13 protein-coding genes and 1 pseudogene are annotated in these 22,888 nt (G+C 54.8%); all 14 read right to left on the bottom strand.

What is annotated here, in order from left to right; genetic code table 11:
- Positions 1-149: 149 nt before the first annotated feature.
- A complete protein-coding gene (locus ACQ86N_RS05555) occupies positions 150-2,396 on the bottom strand; it encodes a GumC family protein (protein ID WP_431214314.1) in 2,247 nt (748 codons plus the stop codon).
- Positions 2,397-2,486: 90 nt separating this feature from the next.
- On the bottom strand, positions 2,487-5,126 hold the full coding sequence (locus ACQ86N_RS05550; RefSeq protein ID WP_431214313.1) for a fibronectin type III domain-containing protein: 2,640 nt from the start codon (positions 5,124-5,126) through the stop codon (positions 2,487-2,489).
- A gap of 73 nt (positions 5,127-5,199) precedes the next feature.
- Positions 5,200-6,279 (bottom strand): annotated as a pseudogene (locus tag ACQ86N_RS05545) (fibronectin type III domain-containing protein); the annotation flags it as partial.
- Positions 6,280-7,202: 923 nt separating this feature from the next.
- Positions 7,203-7,520 carry a hypothetical protein gene (locus ACQ86N_RS05540; protein ID WP_431214312.1) on the bottom strand — a complete coding sequence of 106 codons (318 nt, stop codon included), beginning with the start codon at positions 7,518-7,520 and terminating at the stop codon, positions 7,203-7,205.
- 366 nt (positions 7,521-7,886) lie between these two features.
- On the bottom strand, positions 7,887-10,232 hold the full coding sequence (locus ACQ86N_RS05535) for a fibronectin type III domain-containing protein (protein WP_431214311.1): 2,346 nt from the start codon (positions 10,230-10,232) through the stop codon (positions 7,887-7,889).
- Positions 10,144-11,358: a fibronectin type III domain-containing protein gene (locus tag ACQ86N_RS05530; protein WP_431214310.1), complete on the bottom strand. Its 1,215-nt coding sequence runs from the start codon at positions 11,356-11,358 to the stop codon at positions 10,144-10,146. The genes ACQ86N_RS05535 and ACQ86N_RS05530 overlap by 89 nt, the downstream gene beginning before the upstream one ends.
- Positions 11,352-12,392 (bottom strand): hypothetical protein, encoded by a 1,041-nt coding sequence (locus tag ACQ86N_RS05525; protein ID WP_431214309.1) that lies wholly within the window; start codon positions 12,390-12,392, stop codon positions 11,352-11,354. The genes ACQ86N_RS05530 and ACQ86N_RS05525 overlap by 7 nt, the downstream gene beginning before the upstream one ends.
- Positions 12,393-12,560: 168 nt before the next feature.
- Complete coding sequence (locus ACQ86N_RS05520) at positions 12,561-12,893, bottom strand: hypothetical protein (RefSeq protein ID WP_431214308.1); 333 nt, start codon at positions 12,891-12,893, stop codon at positions 12,561-12,563.
- A 202-nt stretch (positions 12,894-13,095) separates the two neighbouring features.
- On the bottom strand, positions 13,096-18,351 hold the full coding sequence (locus ACQ86N_RS05515; RefSeq protein WP_431214307.1) for a fibronectin type III domain-containing protein: 5,256 nt from the start codon (positions 18,349-18,351) through the stop codon (positions 13,096-13,098).
- The gene (locus ACQ86N_RS05510; protein WP_431214306.1) at positions 18,341-18,538 is read right to left on the bottom strand and encodes a hypothetical protein; all 198 of its coding nucleotides are present in this window, start codon (positions 18,536-18,538) and stop codon (positions 18,341-18,343) included. Before ACQ86N_RS05510 ends, ACQ86N_RS05515 begins: the two co-directional genes overlap by 11 nt.
- Before the next feature lie 311 nt (positions 18,539-18,849).
- A complete protein-coding gene (locus ACQ86N_RS05505) occupies positions 18,850-19,953 on the bottom strand; it encodes an acyltransferase family protein (protein ID WP_431214305.1) in 1,104 nt (367 codons plus the stop codon).
- A 24-nt stretch (positions 19,954-19,977) separates the two neighbouring features.
- A complete protein-coding gene (locus tag ACQ86N_RS05500) occupies positions 19,978-20,736 on the bottom strand; it encodes a class I SAM-dependent methyltransferase (RefSeq protein ID WP_431214304.1) in 759 nt (252 codons plus the stop codon).
- A gap of 3 nt (positions 20,737-20,739) precedes the next feature.
- Positions 20,740-21,870, bottom strand: coding sequence for a glycosyltransferase family 4 protein (locus ACQ86N_RS05495; protein ID WP_431214303.1), 1,131 nt, complete (start codon positions 21,868-21,870; stop codon positions 20,740-20,742).
- A 6-nt stretch (positions 21,871-21,876) separates the two neighbouring features.
- Positions 21,877-22,887 (bottom strand): NAD-dependent epimerase/dehydratase family protein, encoded by a 1,011-nt coding sequence (locus tag ACQ86N_RS05490; RefSeq protein WP_431214302.1) that lies wholly within the window; start codon positions 22,885-22,887, stop codon positions 21,877-21,879.
- Position 22,888 lies beyond the last annotated feature (1 nt).

Here is a 22,888-nt window from a genome sequence, read left to right as displayed (position 1 = left end):
GTAGACGACAAGAAGGATGGCGATCCCCTGGCATGGTCTACCCAGGAGATACGCGAGGTCGAGGCTTTGTTTCCCGGTACTTTCAACACATTTTGCTGCACCTCTTTGGTTTGAACGGTCATCGACTGGAGGGTATTAGGGGGTCTTGTTTACAATTCAAGATTGAAGGTCTCCACCTTGTTCAGAATGGCGCCAAGGAATTTATCACGGTTGTCATGCAGAAAACGGATTGACTCCTTGTCGATAGCCGTCAGGCTGGATTCCGCGGAGAAGACGGCTACAATACCTTCCACATAGCTTTCCAGCTCTTTGGTGTCGGTGTATTCGTTGAGCGGCGCCCCTTCCAGCAGGATAAAGTCGTATTCTTCCTTCAATTCGGCGAGGTGCTTCAGCAGGTGGTTCTTCGGCAGGATCTCCGAAGGCGTATAGTCCCCGCCGGCGCAGCCGATGATATCCACCCTTTCGATGTTGGTAGGAGTCAGCAGGCGACGGAATGCACCCTTGTCAAACGAATGTCCGTTGAGGTCATATTTTTCGAGAACGGGCTCGGCGTTGATATTCTTGGTGAGGTCGTTGTTACAGAAATTCGTGTCGATGATCAGTACCTTTTTCTTGCCAAGGCTGAGGATATAGGAAAGGGCCTGGACCAGCATGGTCTTACCCTGCCCGGGCTCCGTACTGGTAAAAAGGAATATTTTCTTATTGGACGCCTCCACCTCATAGCGCAGCTTCCTCAGCAGCTCGAGAAAGGTACTGGCGCGGGCCTTCTCCTCTTCGTCGAACTTCGCGATCTTCTTGAGAACGTTCTCCTGTCCCTTGAGGTTAATGCGATTGACAGCCCCCAGCAGACGCAGCCCCGTGAGCCGCTGAAACTGGCTCGGGCTCCGGATGGAATTGTCGAAAAATTCGATGAAGATGATCACCAGCGAGGCAATGATAAAGGCGCCCAGCCCGCTGACGATGACGATCAGCAGCCGCTTGGATGGCTCGGGACCCAGCGGTGGTTCACCGGTAAGCGTTTGTTTAAAATCCGGCAGGCTCTCCCGCGCATTTAGCGCCATATTCAGCTGGTCCTTTGCCGCGGTATATTCGGCCGACGCCAGCTGGATATCCTTGTCGAACTGGTCCAGGTTGGCCCCCTTGGAAGCCATGCCCGACAGACCGCTGCGCAGCTGGTCGATCTTGGCCTGTATGCTGGCGATCTTATTGTTGGATGCCTCTACCTCGGCCGCCGCGTCTATCCTTCGCTGGGTCAGCTGGTCGAGCGTCGCCGATCCGCCACCGCCTCCGCCGCCCGTCGTTATACCTCCGCCATCGTCCCCATCGGAGACATTGAGACGGGACATGCTTTGCAGGATGCCATCGAGCCTCTTCTTCATCTCCGGGTCGTTGCCGCCCTTGGCGATATACTCGTTGTTGAGGTCGTTATACTGCTTGCGCAGACGGATATATTCGCCATTGGCCGACGTGCCCGTCTGGACGGGCCTGGTGGTTTTCGGGGTAGTGGCCGGATCCTCCGCCACACTCTGCCCCTTGTTGCGGACACCACGGATCAGGTCGTCCAGCTGCTTCAGCCGGTAGGAAGCATTCTTTAGTGTGCTGTTCTCTTCGATCAGCTGGTTCTCGTAGGCACTCAGCTGCGCCAGTTTGTTCGAGCCTTCAAGGTTGACATCCACTAGCTTGTTATTGGCCATGAACTGCTCCTTAGTCTGCTGCTTCTGGTCGAGAGCCGCCCGCTTTGCCTTGACGATGGAGTCGAGAGAAGTGACATTATTGTCGGTGTGCTGCATTTCCGTCTGGTTGTAGAACCGGCGGAACTCGTCGCATAGCGTATTGACAACAAAGGCGGAAAGATTGGGATTCCCCGATTTGAAATCGATATTGATATAGTCGGTCTTCTGGTACCGCTCCACCTTGAGATTGCTGGTGAGGGCATCGGCGCCATAGCCGTAGATATACAGGAGACTGAGTATCTGTTTGTCTATCGCGTCCGTCGTCGACAGCATACTGATCGACTCCAGGTGCGCGGAAAGGTTCTGAATGACCCGCTGCTTGTCGGCCTTCGAAGCGTCCGCCTGCTGCTTATTGTTCAGGACCGTAAAGGGGTTGGGTGACTGAAGATCGTGGAGAAGAAGATGATAGGATACGAGACTCATCACGTTGGGCGAGGTGATATTCTCGATTACGTTCCCAAATTTAAATTCACTCTGAATATAGTTCACCGCGCCATTGGGCTGGTCGCTTACGGTAAATCTCGTTGACAGCTGTGCAGTGGATCGATACGATTTTTTGACGTTGCGTGTAAGAATGAAAGCGATTGCGGACGATACAACAACACAAATCAAAATGATCCATTTACGGCGCAGGAGCGCCCTAAACAAATACAAAAATTCCATTATTTTTCTTTTTGGTCTATATTCAAAGGCAGGACCGGTAGGTGTATTTTCTACCGGTCCTGCAATCGATATTATCTTCTGATATCTGCCTTACTTCTGAACTTTCACCAGTCTGAATGCTTTTGCCTGGTTACCTGGTAATCCATAAACCCGGACGAAGTAGATTCCTTTGCTCAGGGCGCCGAGGTTCAGGACCTTTGTCCATGCACCCGCCGGCACATCCTTAAATTCCTGCTTTTGCACGATCCGCCCGGCTGCATCTACAATTGCGAGCGTAAATCTACCAACATTTTGGGGAATATCCAACCTCACAGCCACATTATCTACGAACGGATTCGGGTAGACAAGCAATCCTTGTGCCTGGCTAAAGTTGGTCCCAGAATTCGTTGACTGTAAGCTGTTTGCAGTGGCCATCACCCCATTCGTGTTGCCGATACGTGTGGCAATGGTACCCATTGTGCCGGCCGAATCTGCCGCAACCACATCCGGCGAAGGCATACCCTGGATCGTCAGGCTGTTCCACATCGCATACGGGGTGGTGATATCCGCATAGAAGGTGATGCTGACACTACCGGTCGAATCCGGCTTGACACCGTTGATGAACACCATATTGGTGGTATTCTGGAAGGCGTTCAGCGAAACGAACTGATTGCCGATCTGGTAGATACTGACTACCGGCGAGTTGGGGTAGACAGTACCCGCATAGAACCCGAAGTTGTAGATACCGGTCTTCGACAGACCACTGATGGTGACCACGGCGGTATCGTCCTGCGAGTTATAATAGAAGGTCTTCATGACCGCATCCGGTACCACACCGCTGTTATTGCCCGTCGTCACACCCAGCCCGTCATTAAAGCTGGTGAATTCTCTGGTCTGCGTAAAGTTGATACCCGTCCGCTGCCCATTCATGTCCATCATGTTGTTGAGCGTGAAGCCCTGCGAAGAAAGCACGTTCAGGTCATTCCACGGAGCCGGCTGTGCACCCGCAGTCTGCGAGTTCAGGCTCAGATTGACCGTATACTGTACCGTCGAACCGCCGGCGATATTGCTGAAGGCCGAGAAGTTACCGCCGCTGACCGCTTCACGCACTTCGTAGAACCAGGTCGAGTTGGACGGCAGGTTCTGGTCGGTATAGGTCGTTGCATTCGCCGCTACGGTCGTCAGCAGGCTAAAGGTACCGGCCGGATTCGAAGCACGCCAGATCTGGTTGCCCGTACGGGCGTCGGATGAGTTGACCCAGTTGAGTTTGATCGACGTTCCGGTCAGGCCGTTGGCCACCAGGTTAGTGGGCGGCAACAGGGCCGACGGTGATGCAGGCGCGTCATAGGACAGTATCTGCATATCGTTGATCAGACAGTAGGCCGAACCCAGCGGCTTGTTGATCGTGACCGTGATCGCTCCCGTACCATCCGGAGACAGACCCGGGAATGTCACCGTATTGCTGATGTTGTTGGCCACGTTGAGGGTCTTCGACACGCCGTTCACCGTATAGTTGGTGATCATGGCTCCGTAAGTCGCCTGATCCTGCGCACTCCACGGATATCCGGCAAAGAGTACCAGCGCGTATTTCTTGCTGGCGCTCAGACCCGTCACCTTGAAGGAATAGTTGTTGAAGGTCGAGCCGAAGTAGAAGTTCCTCAGGACGGCGTCGGGATAGACACCGCTATTGTTGCCGGTATTCATGCCCGTTGCATAGGCACCGTCGAAGTTGCTGGTGATCGTGACGCCATTGGTAGTCGTGACTCCGTTGACATCGACCAGGTTATTCCTGGTGGCGCCATTGGTAGCTCCGGCTACGTTCATGCCATTCCAGCCTGCGACGCTGAACGGATAGTTACTGGTGTTGAAGGAAACCTGGACGGTATTCATATTCCGGCCGTTCACCGTGATGGCGAAAGTATCGCTGGTGTTACCGCCGAATACGTCCGTTGCCGTTACGATAACGTTGCTGTACGTGCCGAGGTTAGTGCTGTTCGGCTTGAACGTCAGCGAAGCCGAACCGTCATGGTTATCCGCCAGCGTTACAAAGGCGGGAAGACCCGTCGACGAGTAGGTGATCGCTGCACCCGGACTGCTGCTGGACGCCGTGAGGCCCAGTGCAATGGTCGTATCGTTGACCATGGTCTGGTTCGGAATGTTGGTCAGCACTACCGTGGTGACGGCCGTATTGCTCGTCGTCAGGGATATCTCGTTGCTGTAGTTGGACACACCGCCCTCGTTGAGCGCCCTGACCTTGTAGAAATACAGGGTATTGTTCGTCAGACCGCTGTCGGTGTAGGAGGTATTGACCGGTATCGTCGCCGCCTGCACGTAGTTGGCATTGGAGACGGGTGAACGCCAGATCTCGATGGCGCTGGCGTTGCCGCTATTGTTCGTCCAGCTGAGGGCGGAATGGGTCGGGCCTTCAGACATGCCGGTGAGACCACTCGGATCGGCGGGCACTGCTGGCAGTGCCTGCGTCGTATTATTCGCGATATTGCTGAAGGCGCTGGACCCGGTCTGGTTGATGGCCGTCAACTTATAATAGTAGGTCGTGGATGGGTTCAGCGTAGAGTCGCCATAGCTGGTCACTCCGGGCTTCACGGTGGCCACTGCCACATAGGTGCCGCCGCTTGAGGTCGAACGGAAGAGCTGAAAGCCGGTCTCGTTGCTGCTGTTGTCCTGCCAGGTGAGGCCTATCTTCTTCGCCGTCGCAGTGGTTGCTACCAGATTGGATGGCGCTGCGGGCACCGTACCCGAATTGGTTGCGCTCTGGTTGTAGGCCGAACTGGGGACGGTGACGAAATTGCTGTTCGTCGGGGTCCGCCACTTGCAGGGTCAGGCTGCCGTTGTTGCCGCCCGAGCTCTTGAAATAAGTCAGGGCGAACGGGTGAGCGCCCGCAGTAAAGGTCGTGGCCGAACCCGTAGCCGTCGTACTGCCGTGCACGCCGTCATTGCTGACGTTAGCCGTCGCACCGGCTGTATAAGGCACGTCGATGTACAGCTTGCTGCCGTCGACCGAAGTGATCCGGAAGGTATATTGTCCCGTCGTCGGGAAATTGATAAAGCCGGTGAACAGGAACCCATAGCTCCTCGTCTGCGTCGCGGGGCTAAGTGAAGGACTGCTGAGCGTACCCGCAGTGAAAGGATTCAGCGCATTGAAGTCGGGCAGGCTGGTCCAGGTACCCGTATAGAACTTGTAGTTGACGCCGGTCAGAGATGGCGTACTCGACAGCTGGTTGCTGAACGGCGAAGCATTGCCGGCAACGTCCCGGGCCTTGACCGCAAACGTATAGGTCCTTGCGTTGACCAGATTGGCGACCTGGAAGCTGGTTGCCGTCCCGGCTACGTTGGCTGTCAGGTTGCCATTGACATAGATATCATAGGCCGTGACTCCCACGTCATCCGTGGACGCGTTCCAGGCCAGCGTTACCGTAGACTGCGAGAGGCTCGTCGAGCGCAGGTTCCCCGGCGCCGTCGGCGGCGTAACGTCCGCATTCGTCTGCGAGCTCGCGGGACCCGCTACGGGCGACCCGGCGGTCGTATTGATCGCGCGGACCTTAAAGAAATAGGTCGTCTTGGGCAGCAGGCCATTGACTATAAATGAGTCGACATTTGCCGCTGTGAAGCCGATCAGCTTGTATGGGCCGCTCTGCGACAGGGCCTGATAGACCTCGAACTGGGTCTCCGGATTTCCTCCGCCTTCGTCCCATGTCACTTTGATCGAGGTCTTGCCCGTGGTCGTCGCGAGGAGATTACCGGGTATGCCGGGAGGATTCGGACCGTTCGCGTCGATTATCGTAAAGGGATTCGAGGTGGCTGCGGCGCAACCGAACTGCTCGGTCACGGCCACCGTGTACTGTCCAGGCGTAGCACCCGTCAGCACATTGGTCGTGCTCGGCATGGTCGCCGCGGGGCTCACCCGTTTCCATACATAACTGGTATAGTTGGCAGGTACCTGCAGCGAAGCCCCGGTAGTACCGTCGGGCGCAGGTTCGACGATCGTCTCGAGACCAACCGTCGTTATCGTCGGCGGAACCGTCGGCGCCTTGAGACTGATCACCATCGGGATCGGAGAAAAGACCGACCAGGTCGTGCCTCTCTTTACCTGACAGTCATAGGTACCCGTCGCCGTCACATTCAGCGTGTTGGAAGTCGCTCCACTTATGATCTGTCCATCCTTCCGCCACTGGTAGCCGCTCAAACCGGCGACAACACCGAGTGTGGCATTGATCGTTGTGCCGGGACAGAACTGGTTCTTCCCCGTCAGCACCCAGGGATTGGCTACGTGCGCCCGCATCAGGAAGGGGAAATAGTCCGGCTCCTGCCAGGCCTTGTCCCAGGTATTGTGACCGTTGTTGGGATAGACGGTATATTTCAGGTTTCCGCCCACATTGTTATAGGCATTGACCAGCTGAATCGTCGTGGATGGGTCCGGAGATTTGTCCAGTCCTCCCTGGAAAAGCCAGATGGGCGTATACTTCAGCGTATTCGCATAGTTGATATCCGAAATGTTCGCCGCACTCAGCACGACGAGACAGGCCGTATTTATCGCGTGGGTCTCGCCAAACATCCAGGTCGCATCCCCGCCGCCGGACAGACCATTCACCACAATACGGTTGGGGTCTACCTTACACTGCGGAATGATAAAATTATTCAGCAGCGTCACGATCAGGTCTACTTGTGCCTGGCTCCATCCGCCCGACGCCGCACTGCTCTGCGGATAAAGCAAAAAGCCATCGAACTTGCCGCTGTTGACGGCAGCCTGATGGACATTGCCCCCGTGAGACATGGAGAATTCGTTGTCGTAAACCGTACCCGCCTCTCCTACGCCATGGAAAAAAGATACAACGGCCAGGTCTTGCCGTCGTTGGTGGAGGTCCAGGTCGTAGGCCATTTCAGCCGGAACTGGAGGCCATTGTAGATGTAACACTTGAAGTCGTCCGTGTTGTAGTTGACCCGTTTGGTCCGAACCCATTTCGCAACGTTGCCGCCGGGAGGGTTCGCGGGCGGAGCCGCCGGATTGTAGGTCACTACAGGGTCATTGGGGTTCAGGACGCCGGTGCCAAACTGCGCACGTGCAGATCCGAAAAACAAACCCATTGTCAGGACGAGAAGGAAAATTCGCGTAGAAAGGGTATTCATATTACTTAAGGTTAAGAGTATACAAACCGGTTATAAATGACTAATTCATGCACCGATACTGGAGGTGATGGTTTGTATAGGACCTGGTAATTTACGTGCGTCTGGCGTTTATTAGTCGTGGTATGCAGAAGAAGGATAACAGTCGATGGTCGACATTCCGTGAGAAATTGGAAATTAAAAAGTAGAGTTGGAAATCCAGGGGATAGAGGGGAGGAGAGAACGATGCAGTGCAAGATATGTTAATCTTTTTATCCATACAAGCATTTCCCTATATTATTTCTGAACATTACTGAGTCGGTAAATAACAAAAAGAGACCGGTCGCAAAAGACCGGTCTCCGGAGATCCAACTATTTATTTGCTTCTGTCTATCGGTTGACCTTTACCATCTGGACGGTCCTCGTCTTTCCACCTGGTAACCCGTAGACCTGGACAAAGTAGACGCCCTTTGTCAGTCTGGAAAAATTCAGCGTCTGCTGCCACGTTCCCGCCGGAACACCGGAGAATTCCTGCTTCTGCATGATCCTGCCGCCGCCATCCACCACGACGAGCGTGAACTTGTCGGCCCCCTGGGCGAGGTCGAGGGTGACTACAACATTATCAATGAATGGATTCGGATAGGCTGCTATCTTCCCGTTGACCAGCTGGCTGCCCGCAAGGCCGGTCGCTGCAGTATCCGATGTCCTGATAGTATCGCCCGCGGGCGACGCGATAGATCCCGCAATACCCGCCGAATCTGCCGCGATCACATCCGGCGAAGTCATGCCCTGAATAGTCAGGCTCGTCCACATGGCGTAGGCGGTGCTGGCGTCAGTGTAGAACGAGATATTCACCGTACCCGTCGAATCCGGTTTGACGTTGTTGATGAATACCATATTCGTAGTATTGTTATACGCGTTCAGCGAAACTACCTGGTTACCGATCTGATAGATTCCCACGGTCGGCCCGTTGCTGTAATTAGTGCCCGCATAGAACCCAAAATTATAGATCTGGGTCATCGACAGACCGGTGATGCTGATCGTCGCGGTATCCCCCTGCGAGTTATAGTAGAAGGTCCTCATGACCGCATCAGGCACCACGCCGCTGTTGTTGTTCGTCGTCAGACCCAGTTGGTCGTTAAAGCTGGTGAATGTCCTCACCGAAGTGAAGTTGATACCCGTCCTCTGTGCATTCATATCCATCATATTGCTCAAAGTGAACCCATTGGACAGCAGCGTATTGATATCATTCCACGGAGCCGGCTGCGATCCCGCCGTTTGCGAGTTCAGACTCAGATTTACCGTATACTGCACGACAGACCCGCCGACGGTATCGCTGAAACCGGAATACTGTCCGCCGCCCGCCACTTCACGGATCTTGTAGAAATAGGTCTTGTTGGGCGGCAGGTTCGCGTCCAGATAGGTCGTGACACTGGCCCCGATCGTATTCAGCAGACTGAAATTACCGTATGGACTCGTACCCCGCCAGATCTCCAGCGCCGTGCGCGCGTCGGACGAATTGACCCAGTTGAGCCTGACCGCGAAATTCTGGCCGATCGCCTTAAGGCCGGACGGCGGGGTCAGCGCCGTCGCGGATGCATCATAGGAGATGATCTGCATGTCGTTGATGATACAGTAAGCCGAACCCGCCTGCTTGCTCACCGTTACAGCGATCGCACCGGTCGCATCCGGCGCCAGACCGGAGAACTGTATGGTCTTGCTGATATTGTTCCCGACATTCAGCGTCTGTGTCTGACCGGCCACCGTATATTTGGTGATCAGATTGCCATAACTGGCCATGTCGCTGGCCGACCAGGGATACCCGCCATACAGCACCAGCGAATACCTCCTGCCGGCACTCAGCCCCGTTATTTTGAAGGAATAGTTGCTGGTCCCCGATCCAAAATAAAAGTTCTTCAATACGTTGTCCGGATAGATCCCGCTGTTATTGCCCGTATTCATACCAGTCGGATACGCGCCGTCGAAATTACTCGTGAGCGTGATGCCCTCGGTAGTGACTGTTCCACCGGTGTTCCTGAAACTACCTGCACTCGCTCCGTTCGTCGCACCGGAAATATTCATCCCGTTCCAGCCCGCTGCCGTCACCGGGTTGTTGCTGGTATTGAAGCTGACCTGCACGACGTCCGCATTCCGGCCATTTACCGAAATATTGAATGAGTCGGTCGTACTGCCGCCAAAGGCATCCGTAGCCGTGACCGAGACTCCTTTCCAGCTGCCAAGGTCGGTACCTTTCGGCTTCATGGTCAGCGTCGCCGTACCATTATGGTTATCCGCCAGCACAGCAAAAACCGGCAGACCTGCCGAAGAGTACGAGATCGCCGTCCCCGCAATACTGCTCGACGCGCTCAGGTTGACCACAACCGTCGTGTCATTGACCATCGTCTGATTAGGTATATCCGTCATCGTCACCGTAGTCGTAGCCGAACCTGGAGTCGTCACACTGATCTCGTTGCTGAAGCCGGAATTGCCGCCTTCATTGACCGAACGTACTTTGTAATAATAGACCGTATTTTTTGTAAGACCGGTATCGGTATACGAAACAGCGACCGGCAACCTCACATCCAATCCATAATTGGTGTTCGACCCCTGCGACCGCCAGACCTCCACGGCAGTGGCGTTATTCGCGTTATTTGTCCAGCTCAGGCTGACTCCCGTCGGCCCCTTCGCCACACCGCTGAGACCACCCGGCGCGGCCGGCAGCCCGAGGAAGCGCAAGGGTAGTTGCGCTGGCGATCGACGAATAGGCGCTCGAACCGGACTGGTTGATAGCCCAGATTTTGTAGTAGTAGGTCGTCGACCCATCCAGCGTCGAGTCGCCAAAATAGGTCACGCCGGGTCGCACCGTTCCCACAGCCAGATAGGTCCCACCGGCGGAAGCCGAACGGAATACCTGGAACCCCGTCTCGTTGCTGCTGTTATCCCGCCAGGTCAGGTTGATCTTCTTTGCCGTTGCGGCCGCAGCATACAGATTGGATGGCGCCGAAGGCACCGCCCCGCCGACAACGGCATTCTGAACGAATGAAGAGTTGGGAATGTTTACGAACTGACCGTTCGTTTGCGGCGTCATCCACTGCAGGGTAAGGGTGCCGTAAGTTCCACCCGAACTCTTGAAATAGGTCATGGCAAAACTATGCGCGCCGGCGGCATAGTTCTGGGCACTCCCGGTAACGGTCTTGTCGCCGTGTACGCCGTCATTGTCGAGGGTCGCCGTCGCCGTCGCGCTATAGGGCACGTCGATATAAAGTTTGCTGCCATCTCCGGAGATGAGCCGGAAAGTATACGAACCCGCTACCGGGAAATAGAGCCAGCCCTGGAAGAGGAAGCCGTAGTTGAAGTTCACCGTTTTCGGACTGAGCGAATAGATACTCAGCGTACCCGCGGAGACTGCACTCAGCGCATAGAAATTTGGCAGACTGGTCCAGGTACCCATATAGTATTTCCAGTTGACGCCGATCAGCGAAGGCACCCCCACCCACTGATTACTGAAGGGCGACGCATTGCCCGCAATGTCCCTCGCCTTCACAGCGAACGAATAGGTCCGGCCATTGATCAGGTTGGACGCCTGGTAGGTCGTCACATTGCCCGCCACGGTGCCGGATAAATTACCGTTGACATAGATATCGTAAGCCGTGACCCCCACATCATCCGTGGAAGCGTTCCAGACCAGCGTGATCGTGGACTGCGAAAGACCGCTGGCGTGCAGATTGCCCGGAGTCGTCGGCGGAATGATATCCGCCTGGGTCCTGGAACTCGACGGCCCCGCCGCAGGAGACCCCGCCGTTGCATTGATCGCACGCACTTTATAGAAATACGTCGTATTCGGTATCAGATTGCTTACCACAAAACTGTCCACATTGGCCGGAGAGAAACCGACCAATTTGTATGGTCCCGCCTGCGCCAAAGCCTGGTAGACCTCGAACTGCGTCTCTGCACTACCCCTCCTTCACCCCAGTTCAGCCTGATCTGGGTCTTTCCGGTCGTCGTCGCCAGAAGATTTACCGGACCCCCCGGCGGATTGGGACCATTCGCACTGATCACCGTAAATGGATTCGCCGTGGCCACATTGCAACCGAACTGCTCCATCACCGATACCGTATACTGTCCAGGGGTGGCGCCGTTCAGTATATTCGTCTTGCTCGGCAGCGTAGCCGGAGAATCCACCCGCTTCCAGACATAGCTCGCATAGTTGGCCGGGACCATCAGCGATGCCCCCGTCGTGCCGTCGGGCGCAGGCTCCACTATCGTTTCGAGACCGGTCGTCGTGATCGTCGGAGCAGGTGTGGTCTGCTTCGTACTGATCACCACAGGTATCGGCGACCACGCCGACCAGACCGTCCCCCTCTTCACCTGGCAATCGTACGTGCCCGTCGCCGTCACTTTGATCGAATCCCTCGTCGCGCCCGGAATGATAACACCGTCCTTTCGCCACTGATAGCCATCAAGGCCGGTGACTACCCCGATTGTGGCATTGATCGCGACGCCGGGACAGAACTGGTTCTGCCCCTTCAGCACCCAGGGATTGGCCGTGTTCACCCTGAGCAGGAAAGGGAAATAGTCTACCTGTTTCCAGGCATCATCCCAGGTGTCGTGCCCATCCGCGGGGAACAGGGTATATTTCAGGTTGCCGCCCGCATTGCCATAGGCATTTACCAACTGCTGCGTAGTGCCCGGGTCCGGAGACTTGTCAAGTCCACCCTGGAATAGCCAGATGGGCGTCCATTTCATTCGTTGAACATAAGGAATGTCCAGGAGGCTGGCCGAGCTCATCGGGATCAGCCCGGCGGCAAGCGTCGGATGACTATAGGAGAAAAGCCAGGCCCCATCACCTCCCCCGACAACCCGGTCACCCCGATCCGGTTGGGGTCCACCTTGCACTGGGGAATGATATACTGCGTCAGCAGCTGGGCAATGGCATCTATCTGCCCCTGGGACCATCCGCCTGACCCACTGGAACTCTGCGGGTAAAGCAGGAAGCCATTGTATTTTCCAGTGTTGACCGCAGCCTGATGGACGTTCCCGCCATGGTACAGCTGAAATTCATTGTCATAAATAGTGCCCGCTTCCCCACTCCGTGGAAAAAATGTCCAGCGGCCAGGTCCTGCCATCAGCCCCCGGTGTCCAGTCCGTCGGCCACTTCAGCCTGAACTGGACGCCATTGTAGTAGTAACACTTGAAGTCCGTCGTCGGATAACTCATCCGTACAGTCCTTACCCACTTGGCAAGCGTCCCATTCGGAGGGGTCGCCGGCGGCTGCGAAGCATTGTAAGTGATCACCGAATCGTTGGGATTCAGCACGCCGGTCTGCGCATTCGCTATTCCCCAAAACCCACCCAATGTCAATCCAAAAGTCAGAATTCGCGTAAAAAGGGTATTCATATTAGCTATGGTTAAAAGTATACATAGAAAAAACTATGTGCCGCAAAGGCATCGTACGCTTAGCAACAGCTGACTTGGAAATGGGATATTATAGAAAATAGCAATGGGAGATCGGGAGACACAAATCTCACATTATTTACTAGCAAAAAAAGGACCGGTCTTTCGACCGGTCCTCGTTTGTACCAACTATTTGTTATTTCTATCAGTTGACTTTTACCATCTGGAAGGACCTCGTCTTCCCATCGGGCAAACCGTACACCTGGATAAAGTAGACACCCTTCGTCAGTCTGGAGAAGTTCAGGGTCTGCTGCCAGGTTCCGGCCGGAACACCGCTGAACTCCTGCTTCTGCATGATCCTGCCCGCGGCGTCGACCACGACAAGGGTGAACTTGTCGGCTGCCTGAGCCAGATTGAGGCTAACTACTACATTGTCAACGAACGGATTGGGATAAGCCCCGATCGCACCGCTGGTCAGCTGCTGGTTCGCGCCGGTCAGCTGGAAGCTATTGGCGGTTGCCGTAGTCCCGTTGTTGCTGAGACGGGTTGCGATCGTGCCCGCCGTGCCGGCAGAATCAGCGGCGATCACATCCGGCGAAGGCATACCCTGGATGGTCAGGCTGCTCCACATCGCATAGGCCGTCGTCAGATCGGTGTAGAACGAGATGTTCACGGTACCGGTCGAATCCGGCTTGACGCCATAGATGAATACCATATTCGTAGTATTGTTGTAGGCGCTTAGCGAGACGATCTGGTTGCCGATCTGATAGATACCGATGGTCGGACTGCTGTTGAAGACAGTACCCGCATAGAACCCGAAGTTATAGATCTGGGTCCTGGACAGGCCGGTGATGCTCACCGTCGCGGTATCACCCTGCGAGTTGTAATAGAAGGTCTTCATGACCGCATCCGGCACAACGCCGCTGTTATTACCCGTCGTAAGGCCCAACTGGTCGTTGAAGCTCGTGAAAGGCCTCGTCAGGTTGAAATTGATACCCGTCGCATTGTTGTTCATATCCGTCAGGTTGTTCAGGCTGAACCCAACGTCCATCAGCGTATTGATATCGTTCCACGGAGCCGGCTGGGCACCCAGCGTCTGCGAGTTCAGGCTGACATTCACCGTGTATTGTACCGTCGAGCCGCCGGCGATATTGCTAAAGCCGGAGAACTGACCGCCGCTGACCGCCTCGCGCACCTCATAGAAATAGGTCGAATTGGCCGGCAGGCTCGCATCCGTATAGGTCGTCGCGCTTGCGGCTACCGTAGCGAGCGGAGTGAACGTTCCCTTCGGGCTCGTACCGCGCCAGATCTGCAGGCCCGTGCGCGCATCCGACGAATTGACCCAGGTCAAACGGATCGAACTGTTCGTGATACCATTCGCCACCAGACTCGTCGGCGGCAGCAGCGACGACGGGGTAGCAGGCGCGTCGTAAGACAGGATCTGCATGTCGTTGATCAGCACGTAGGCACAACCCAGAGGCTTGGCCATCGAGACCGTGATCGAACCACTGGCGTCAGGTGACAGACCGGCGAACTGGATCGTTTTGCTGATATTGTTGGCCGCATTCAGACTCTGGGTCTGGCTGCCCACCGTATAGTTGGCGGTCAGATTACCATAGGTCGCCACGTCGCTGGGGCCCGAGGGATAGCCGGCATAAAGCACCAGAGAATATTTCTTGTTGCTGCTCAGACCCGTTACCTTGAACGAATAGGTGTTGAAGGTCGAGCCGAAGTAGAAGTTCTTCAGCACATCGTCCGGGAAGATACCGCTGTTGTTGCCGGTATTCATACCCGCCGGGTAGGCGCCGTCGTAGTTGCTGGTGATGGTGACACCTTCCGTGGTCGCAGCCCCGTTGACGTCGACGAAATTCGTCGCGCTTGCACCATTGACCGCACCCGAAATGTTCATGCCGTTCCAGCCGGGCGTCGAAACCGGACTGTTGTTCGTATTGAAGGACACCTGCACCGTATTCACATTCCGGCCGGTTACAGTAATGGATAACGTATCGCTGGTGGCGCCGCCAAAGGCGTCCGTCGCCGTCAGAATAACATTGTTATACGCCCCCAGACTGGAGCTGTTGGTCTTCATCGTGAGAGACGCCGTACCGTCGTGGTTGTCCGCCAGCGTGGCAAAGGACGGCAGACCGCTGGACGACCAGGTGATCGCCGCGCCGGCATTGCTGCTGGACGCGCTGAGCGCTACTACAACCGTGGTATCGTTGACCAGGGCCTGGTTGGGGACCGGTGCAAAACTCACCGTGGTGACCGCCGCACTGCTGGTCGTCAGGCTGATCTCATTGCTGTAGTTGGAGACGCCGCCCTCGTTGAACGCACGCACCTTGTAGAAATACTGCGTATTGTTCGTCAGGCCGCTGTCCACAAAGGAAGATGATACCGGCACAGTCGCCGCCAGCACGTAGTTGGAGTTCGATCCTGGCGAACGCCATATTTCGAAACCAGTCGTACTGCCGTCATTATTCGACCAGCCGAGGCTGGCATGGGTCGGGCCCTGCGAGGTACCACTGAGACCACTGGGATCGGCCGGTACCGCGGGCAGCGCCTGTGTCGTCGCACTCGTCGGAGGAATGACCAGGACAGAGTCGGGTATTACCGACTTCGAAATGCCGGGGCCAGCCCATGAAGTCGTCAGGGCAAATGACCCGGTCTGCTGGAAGAAATTCACCCGGATAGTGTGGAAGCCCGCCGTCAGCGCAACAACACCGGATTTCTCCTGCGTGTTGTGGACGCCGTCATTGCTTACGATCTGATTTCCGTCGATCAGCAGGGTACTTCCGTCCCCGCTGTTGGAGTAGAACGTATAACTTCCCGTAGTCTTGATCAGGATGTTCCCGTTGAACTGCAGCGCGAATTTGGTCGTCTGCGAAGTCACGCCCGTACTGAAATTGGTAGACGTACCCGTAGAGGCAGGCGTAGACGTTGCTATCGCCGCAAGGGTGTTCGCCGTGTAATTGGTGTACAGCGCGTAGGTCAGCCCGGGAGCGCCCTGATTGTTGAAAGCCGAAGATCCGGAGTTGTTGATGGACTGTATCTTATAATAATAGGTCGTAGATGGGTTCAGCGACGAATCGCCATAGCTGGTGCGGTTAGGCTTCACCGTTGCAATGGGCAGGAACGCACCGGTAGCGCTGGTCGAACGGAAGATCTGGAAGCCAGTCTCCGTGCTGCCGTTGTCCTGCCAGGTCAAATTGATCTTCTTGGCGGACGCGGTAGTAGCCACCAGGCTGGACGGCGCGGCAGGTACCGCACCCGAAGGCTGCAGCCCCTGCGTGAACGCGCTGTCCGGGATCGCCACGAATTTGTTGTTCGTCTGAGGAGTCTTCCACTGGACGCCCATCGCGAATCCGCCGGTGCCCTGGAAATAGGTGATCGTAATGGTATGCGCGCCTTTGCTCAGGGTCAGGGTGTTGCCGGTGACCGTCGTTGTCCCGTGCGTATTGTCATTGTTGACGTTCGCACTGGCGTTCACCGAATAGGGAACGTCGATGTACAGCTTGCTGCCGTCATCCGAAGAGGTCTGGAAAGTATAGCTGCCCGCTACAGGTGCATAGATATAACCCGTCCATTTGAAACCGTAGTTCGTCGTGCTCAGGGCATTACTCAGCGTTACGTTGTTGACATTGCCGATGGCCGCGGGTGTGAGCGAGTTGAAGTCCGGCAGCTTCGTCCAGGAACCCGTATAGTAGCTGTAGTTCAGGCCCGTGAACTGTGGTACGCCGGCTACCTGATTGCTGTAAGGCGAGATATTGCCTGCAAAATCCTTTGCACGTATCGCAAACGTATAGGTCTGCCCCTGCACCAGGGTCGGTACCGTAAAGGTATTGACGTTGCCGATGGTGTAGGCCTTGTTACCGTTGATAAAGACATCGTAGGCCGTCACAGCGACGTTGTCGGTAGAAGTATCCCACGCGAGCTGCACCGACGTCGGACCGAGATCGGTGATGCGCAGATTGGCTGGCGCAGTGGGCGACGTAACGTCCGCCTGAGTCTGCGAACTGGAAGGACCGGCAACTGCAGACCCTGCCGTCGCGTTGATCGCCCGGACCAGATAGAAATAGGTTGTCTTGGGAGTCAGGTTGCCCACCACAAAAGAGTCCACGTTCGCCGGCGAGAAGCCGACCAGCTGATAGGGACCGTCCTGCGACTGAGCCTGATAGACTTCGAACTGGGTCTCCGGATTTCCACCACCCTCGCCCCAGGTCAGCTTGATCTGGGTCTTGGACTGGGTCGTCGCCAGAAGATTCACGGGCGCCGAAGGCGGATTGGGACCGTTCGCACTGATCACCGTAAAGGGATTTGAAAGAGCGCTCGCACAACCGAACTGCTCCGATACCTGCACCGCGTACTGACCAGGCGTAGCGCCGGTCAGAATATTACCGGTGGCATCGAGGGTTGCGGGAGAATCCACTCTTTTCCAGACATAGCTCGTATAGTTCGCCGGTACCATCAGGTTTACCGAAGTGTTGCCATCTGGCGCAGGAAGAACATTGCTCGCCAGACCGCTCAGCGTTATCGTCGGCGGAACCGTCGGCTGCTTGATGCTGATCACCATTGGGATCGGCGACCACCGCGACCAGGTCGACCCGCGGAGGACCTGACAATCATAAGTTCCCGTTGCCGTCGCCGTTATCGTGTTGGTGGTCGCACCGGGGATGATCACTCCGTCCTTGCGCCACTGATAACCGTCCAGACCACCGACCACGCCGATCGTCGCATTGATCGCCTCGCTGGGGCAGAACTGGTTCTTCCCCGTCAGTACCCAGGGATTCGATTGGTATACCCTAAGCATGAAGGGGAAATAGTCGGGTTGTTTCCGGGCGTCATCCCAGGTATTGTGTCCGTCGTTGGGAAACACAGTATACTTCAGGTTGCCGCCGACATTATTATAAGCGTTCACCAACTGGATCGTCGTAGAAGGGTCCGGAGCCTTGTCGAGACCACCCTGGAACAGCCAGATGGGCGTAAACTTCAATTGATTGACATAGTTCATGTCTGAGATGTTCGCCGCACTCATCGGAATAACGCCCGCAAACAGATTCGTATGCGTCTCGGCAAATTCCCAGGTCGCATCGCCACCGCCTGACAGACCATTCACGTTGATACGGAAGGGATCCACCCTCATCTCGGGGACGAGGTGATTCATGATCACATCCGCCATGGCGTCCAGCTGCGCCTGACTCCAGCCACCACTGGCGGCTGCACTCTGGGGATAGAGCAGGAAGCCGTCAAAAGTTCCGTTATTCACGGCCTTCTGGTGGACGTCGCCACCATGCGCCATCTGGAACTCATTGTCCGTGTAGTTTCCACCCTCACCTACTCCGTGGAAGAAAACATACAGCGGATATTTCTTCGTATCACCAGGGGTCCAGCTCTTCGGCCATTTCAGGCGGAACTGTACATAGTTATAAACATAACACTTGAAATCGTCTGTGTTATAGCTCATACGGGTCGTCTTCACCCAGCTTGGCCAGTACTCCCGCAGGCGGTAGCGTGGGGGGATTGGCAGAGTTGTAAATGACAATAGGGTCATTAGGGTTCAGGACACCGGTTTGCGCCATGAGCGACTGCCCAAAAAGGCAAGCCAGCACCACAAGCAGCAGGTTTAGTCGTCGGGTAAATCTCTGATTCATATTTGGAAGGGTAATTAACTATTTATAAAAACAGCTCACAACAAGACATAAGCTTGCGCCAAGCCATCCCGGCAATCGCCGAAATAGTTTTACAGTAGGCACACTGGACCTAAAAAATGGAAGGAAATGGACTGACTAATGGAACTGAGTAAAATGCGGAAATTCAGGGATAAAAGGGATTTTCAACAATAGGTAGATAAGGAGTGAGAGGTGATAGCAGTAAATCGCATGCAAATAAACTCAAATTTTTCCGATTCTGCAAACTTTTCCGGGGTAGATGATACTTCATTAACAAAATCACACATACTTCTTCAGTTTCCACATCGGAACCTCCACTTTTTGTGCAGCAGGTATACGACGGGGACAGTAATGACAAAGGCAATACCCACACAGATCAGCTTGGCAAGGCTGTCATTACCGGTAAGCGCCCGGAAATAGTCAGTAAAATTCTCTGTAACGAGCACGTGTATCGGATGATGAAATATATATATACAATAAGACATGACCCCCAGCTGCTTAAACACTTGCAGATTCAGCAGTCTTTTCAGCCCGATCAGCTCGCTCTTACACATGGTCATAACGATGATCCCCGCAAAAAAGAGGTCCACCAGGGTATAGTTGACGCTGTAGTTGACATAGTATTCCATATGCATCGTCCTGGCCACAAAGAACACGACGACCGAAAGTATCCCGGATACCACGGTGACCGGTATCGCCAGCCTTTCCAGTATGCCGCGGTTGGTGCGGGATAGCACGGCGATGATCGCGCCCAGCACGATCCCTTCCATACGGCCAAGGGTGGCGACATAGGGAAAAGGGTTGACAAATCCGATATGCATACCGATATTCCGGAATCCCCAGCTGAAAAAGAACAGAAAAACGCAAAACCGCACCAGATTCTTCGGCGAGAAAAGCATGACGATCAGCGGCCATGCGATATAGAACTGCTCTTCGATAGCCAGCGACCAGAAATGACGGAGAGCCTTGCCCGGAGGCCAGCCTTCCACCGAAAAAAGCCAGTTCTCCTGATAGGTCCAGAACCATACCTGATGCTGCCGGTAATAGGACAACTCCATCCAGCTGGCCGGCACCACGAAAAACAGGAGAATAAGAGCGATATAGTACAGCGGAAAGACCCGTAGCACCCGGCGCAGGATAAATCCTTTGTAATAGTCCTTCTTATTTTTCGAGTCCAGCAGGATACCCGTAATGAGAAAACCGCTCATGACAAAAAACATCTCCATAAAGACCCAGGACCCGATGAAATAGACCGGGAAATAGTGCGCCAGCACAACGAAACAGATACCCAGCCCGCGCCAGCCGTCAAATTCCTTGACATAGGTGCCTGGTACATAATCCAGCTGAACGGGTCTCATCCAAAGTGCTGCGGGTCTCTTAAGGTCGAAAAGTTTCATGTCGGTTTAGTTTTTTTCATCAGGTCACGAGGCCGTCTGGTTCTTTTCCCACACGGTCACAAAGCCTCCTGTAAAACTATAGGGTAGTATTTCGGCGATGGCGCAATCCATACGCTGCAGCGCCTTTATTTTCTTGGTAAAGAAACTGAAAGGGAACACATCTTCGATAAAATTCGTCTTGCCGTATCGTACGATTCGGAACCTGTTGTCCTGCGCAAGCCGATCCAGCGATTTCCGGGTGAAGAACTGGATATGCGTGAGGTCTTCGGCGTCGCTCTGTTTCGTGGTTCCGCTGTATCCAAATAACTTTTTCGCCTTCAGGAGCATCCGCCAGCGCCAGTCCTGCTTCTTCTGCATATTGATAAAAGGCTTGGTCACAAGGCTTTCCCGGGGACCCTTGCCGTTGGGCACCGTTACAACCAGGATACCGTCCGGATGCAACGACTGACTCAGGACGCCCAGCAACTTGCCGGGTTCGTGAAGATGCTCAAGCACTTCACTGCAGATGACCGCATAGTACCTGCTGCCTTCCGCCACCAGCTGCTCGGCGCTGACGACTTCAAAACGAACATTGGGCAGGGTATTGAGAGACTTCGCCTTGGCAATAGCCTTGTCGCTGACGTCGATGCCGCGCACCTTGAATCCCTGTGCGCCCAGCGACCGGGAGATGACTCCGTTGCCGCAGCCTACATCCAGCACTTCCGCGCCTTCAGGCAGCCTGCTGCGTAATACTTCAATAATGAAGTTGAGTCGCTTGATATCGGCAATCCGTTCGAACTCCATAACTTAGTTTTCTTTTTGTTTTAATACTTCGGTATAAGCAGCTTCAATTTCTCTTGTCATGGCCGCCGCGTCGAATTTCGACCGCACGGTCTCTCTGGCACATCGCCCCAGCCGGCCCCGCAGCTCCCCATCCTTAGCGATGGTAATCAGCGCCTTCGCCAGCTGCTCCACGCTGCCGGACCCCACCATTAGGCCATTCTCGCCATCCCGCACTACCTCCCTTGTACCGTCCACATTCGTCGCGACCACCGCCTTGCCCATAGCCATCGCCTCGAGCAGCCCGATCGGCAACCCCTCCCAAAGAGACGGCAGCACATAGACGTCCGCGCTGGCCAACACCTCGGGAACGTCCTGGCGAAAAGGCAGCAGACAAATCTTCCTTCCCAGACCCCATTGCTCCAAAAGAGCCTGAGCTTCAGCCTTTTGGTCGCCATCACCTACAAGTACCAGACGCATATCCGGCATTTCCGGCAGCGCATCTTTGAAGGCTTTCATCAGCGTCAGCGGCTGCTTGTGCGCAGTAAATCTGGCTATAAAAAGGATCAATACCTCATTTTCTGCAATCCCCAGCTCCTGCCGCAGCCGCCCTGAAACGCTCGCCGGGTCGAATTTATTACGGTCGATCCCGTTGTTGATCACCTGCGACCGGAATCCCCTGATCGCCTCGACACCCGTCTGTTTGTTGGACGCCGAAACAGAAATATTCAGACTGGACCGGGAAGTAAGATAACGCTCACCCATTTTACGCAGATTCCTCACCAGAAAAGACTGGTCGCTATGAAATGACCAGCCGTGAACGGTATATACGACCGGTATCTTCAGCTGGCGGGCAACATGCATGACATTAGAAGCTGCCCTGGTGCCATGCGCATGGATCAGCTCCACACCATGCCGCTCCAGGAACTGCCGGACCTCTCTCCGCTTGCTGACGTCGAAAGGTTTCTCCGTGTAGATAACATGCGTAGGGATCCCCATCGCCCTGAGCCTGTCTACCATCGGTCCTTCCGTAAAAGAAAGAACAACGGGGTCAAACCGCTCTTTATCGATATTCTCGACGAGGCTGAGCAAATGGGTCTCTCCTCCACCGATCTGTCCCTGCCGGATACACTCCAGTAACCTAACCCTGTTTGCCATGGCTGACTATAATGCGGGTTGCTTTTTGATACCCCAGCCGTCCGGTAATTTTTCGGTGATCTCGATGTTTCCGAACTCCTGACTCTGACGGGCTCCTACCACTCTGGCCCAGGCGGCCATACGGGCAATACCTTCTTTCAGATCGATACCCGTAGGACTTCCGAATATGGAATGTGCCTTGGTATGATCGGAATAGGCGTGCAGCACTTCATTTCTTGCGCTGAGATGGGAAATTTTGGGCTCAACGCCGAACTCTTCACAGACGACAGTAGCTAACTCGTTGACTGTGTAGGGCTTGTCGGCGCCGATATTAAATACTTCGTTGTAGGAGGCGGGAATATTCACACACTTTGCGATAGGAATGGCGACGTCGTCGATATAGCTGAACGCCCTCGTCTGGGTGCCATCCCCAAAAATGGTCATCGACTTACCCTGCATGATCTGGTTCATAAAGATCCCGATCACATTCCTGTACTTATCGCCGATATTCTGGTTCTCGCCGTATACATTGTGCGGACGGAAAACAACATAGTTAAGACCGAACATTTCATGAGCAGCCTTCAGGTCCATCTCTACAGCATATTTGGATACGCCATAGGGGTCCTCGGGCTGCGGAACCAGCGCCTCGGTCATGGGCAGCTGACCCTTGCCGTAGACGGCAATGGAAGAGGTGAAAACAAAGCATTTCACCTTGTGCTTGACCGATTCATTGATCAGATTGATACTGCCGACGAGATTGGTGTTATAATTAAAACGTCGTATAAAATGAGACAAACCCTCTGCTGCATAAGCGGCCAGATGGTATACATAGTCGAACCGGTGCTCGTTGAAAAGATCGGTGACGAGGTCGTGATCCACCACGCTTCCCTTTACGAACTGTGCTCCATCGGGAATATGGTCTTCGAATCCTCCGCTCAGGTCGTCCAGAACGACTACTTCGTGGCCGAGCGCCAAACAATGCTTAACAACATGGGAGCCGATGAATCCTGCTCCGCCGGTAACAAGTGATTTTGCCATC

Origin of the sequence: Puia sp. P3 (assembly GCF_050632245.1) — a bacterium.
Taxonomy (GTDB): Bacteria; Bacteroidota; Bacteroidia; order Chitinophagales; family Chitinophagaceae; genus Puia.
Note: the sequence above shows the minus strand (reverse complement) of the source record. Positions and strands in the feature narration are given on the sequence as shown.

Excerpts from the sequence above, each read along its gene's own strand:
- ACQ86N_RS05555 (WP_431214314.1), bottom strand. The coding sequence starts at position 2,396 with ATGGAATTTTTGTATTTGTTTAGGGCGCTCCTGCGCCGTAAATGGATC.
- ACQ86N_RS05540 (WP_431214312.1), bottom strand. The coding sequence starts at position 7,520 with ATGAATACCCTTTCTACGCGAATTTTCCTTCTCGTCCTGACAATGGGT.
- ACQ86N_RS05520 (WP_431214308.1), bottom strand. The coding sequence starts at position 12,893 with ATGAATACCCTTTTTACGCGAATTCTGACTTTTGGATTGACATTGGGT.
- ACQ86N_RS05515 (WP_431214307.1), bottom strand. The coding sequence starts at position 18,351 with ATGAGCTATAACACAGACGATTTCAAGTGTTATGTTTATAACTATGTA.
- ACQ86N_RS05510 (WP_431214306.1), bottom strand. The coding sequence starts at position 18,538 with ATGAATCAGAGATTTACCCGACGACTAAACCTGCTGCTTGTGGTGCTG.
- ACQ86N_RS05505 (WP_431214305.1), bottom strand. The coding sequence starts at position 19,953 with ATGAAACTTTTCGACCTTAAGAGACCCGCAGCACTTTGGATGAGACCC.
- ACQ86N_RS05500 (WP_431214304.1), bottom strand. The coding sequence starts at position 20,736 with ATGGAGTTCGAACGGATTGCCGATATCAAGCGACTCAACTTCATTATT.
- ACQ86N_RS05495 (WP_431214303.1), bottom strand. The coding sequence starts at position 21,870 with ATGGCAAACAGGGTTAGGTTACTGGAGTGTATCCGGCAGGGACAGATC.
- ACQ86N_RS05490 (WP_431214302.1), bottom strand. The coding sequence starts at position 22,887 with ATGGCAAAATCACTTGTTACCGGCGGAGCAGGATTCATCGGCTCCCAT.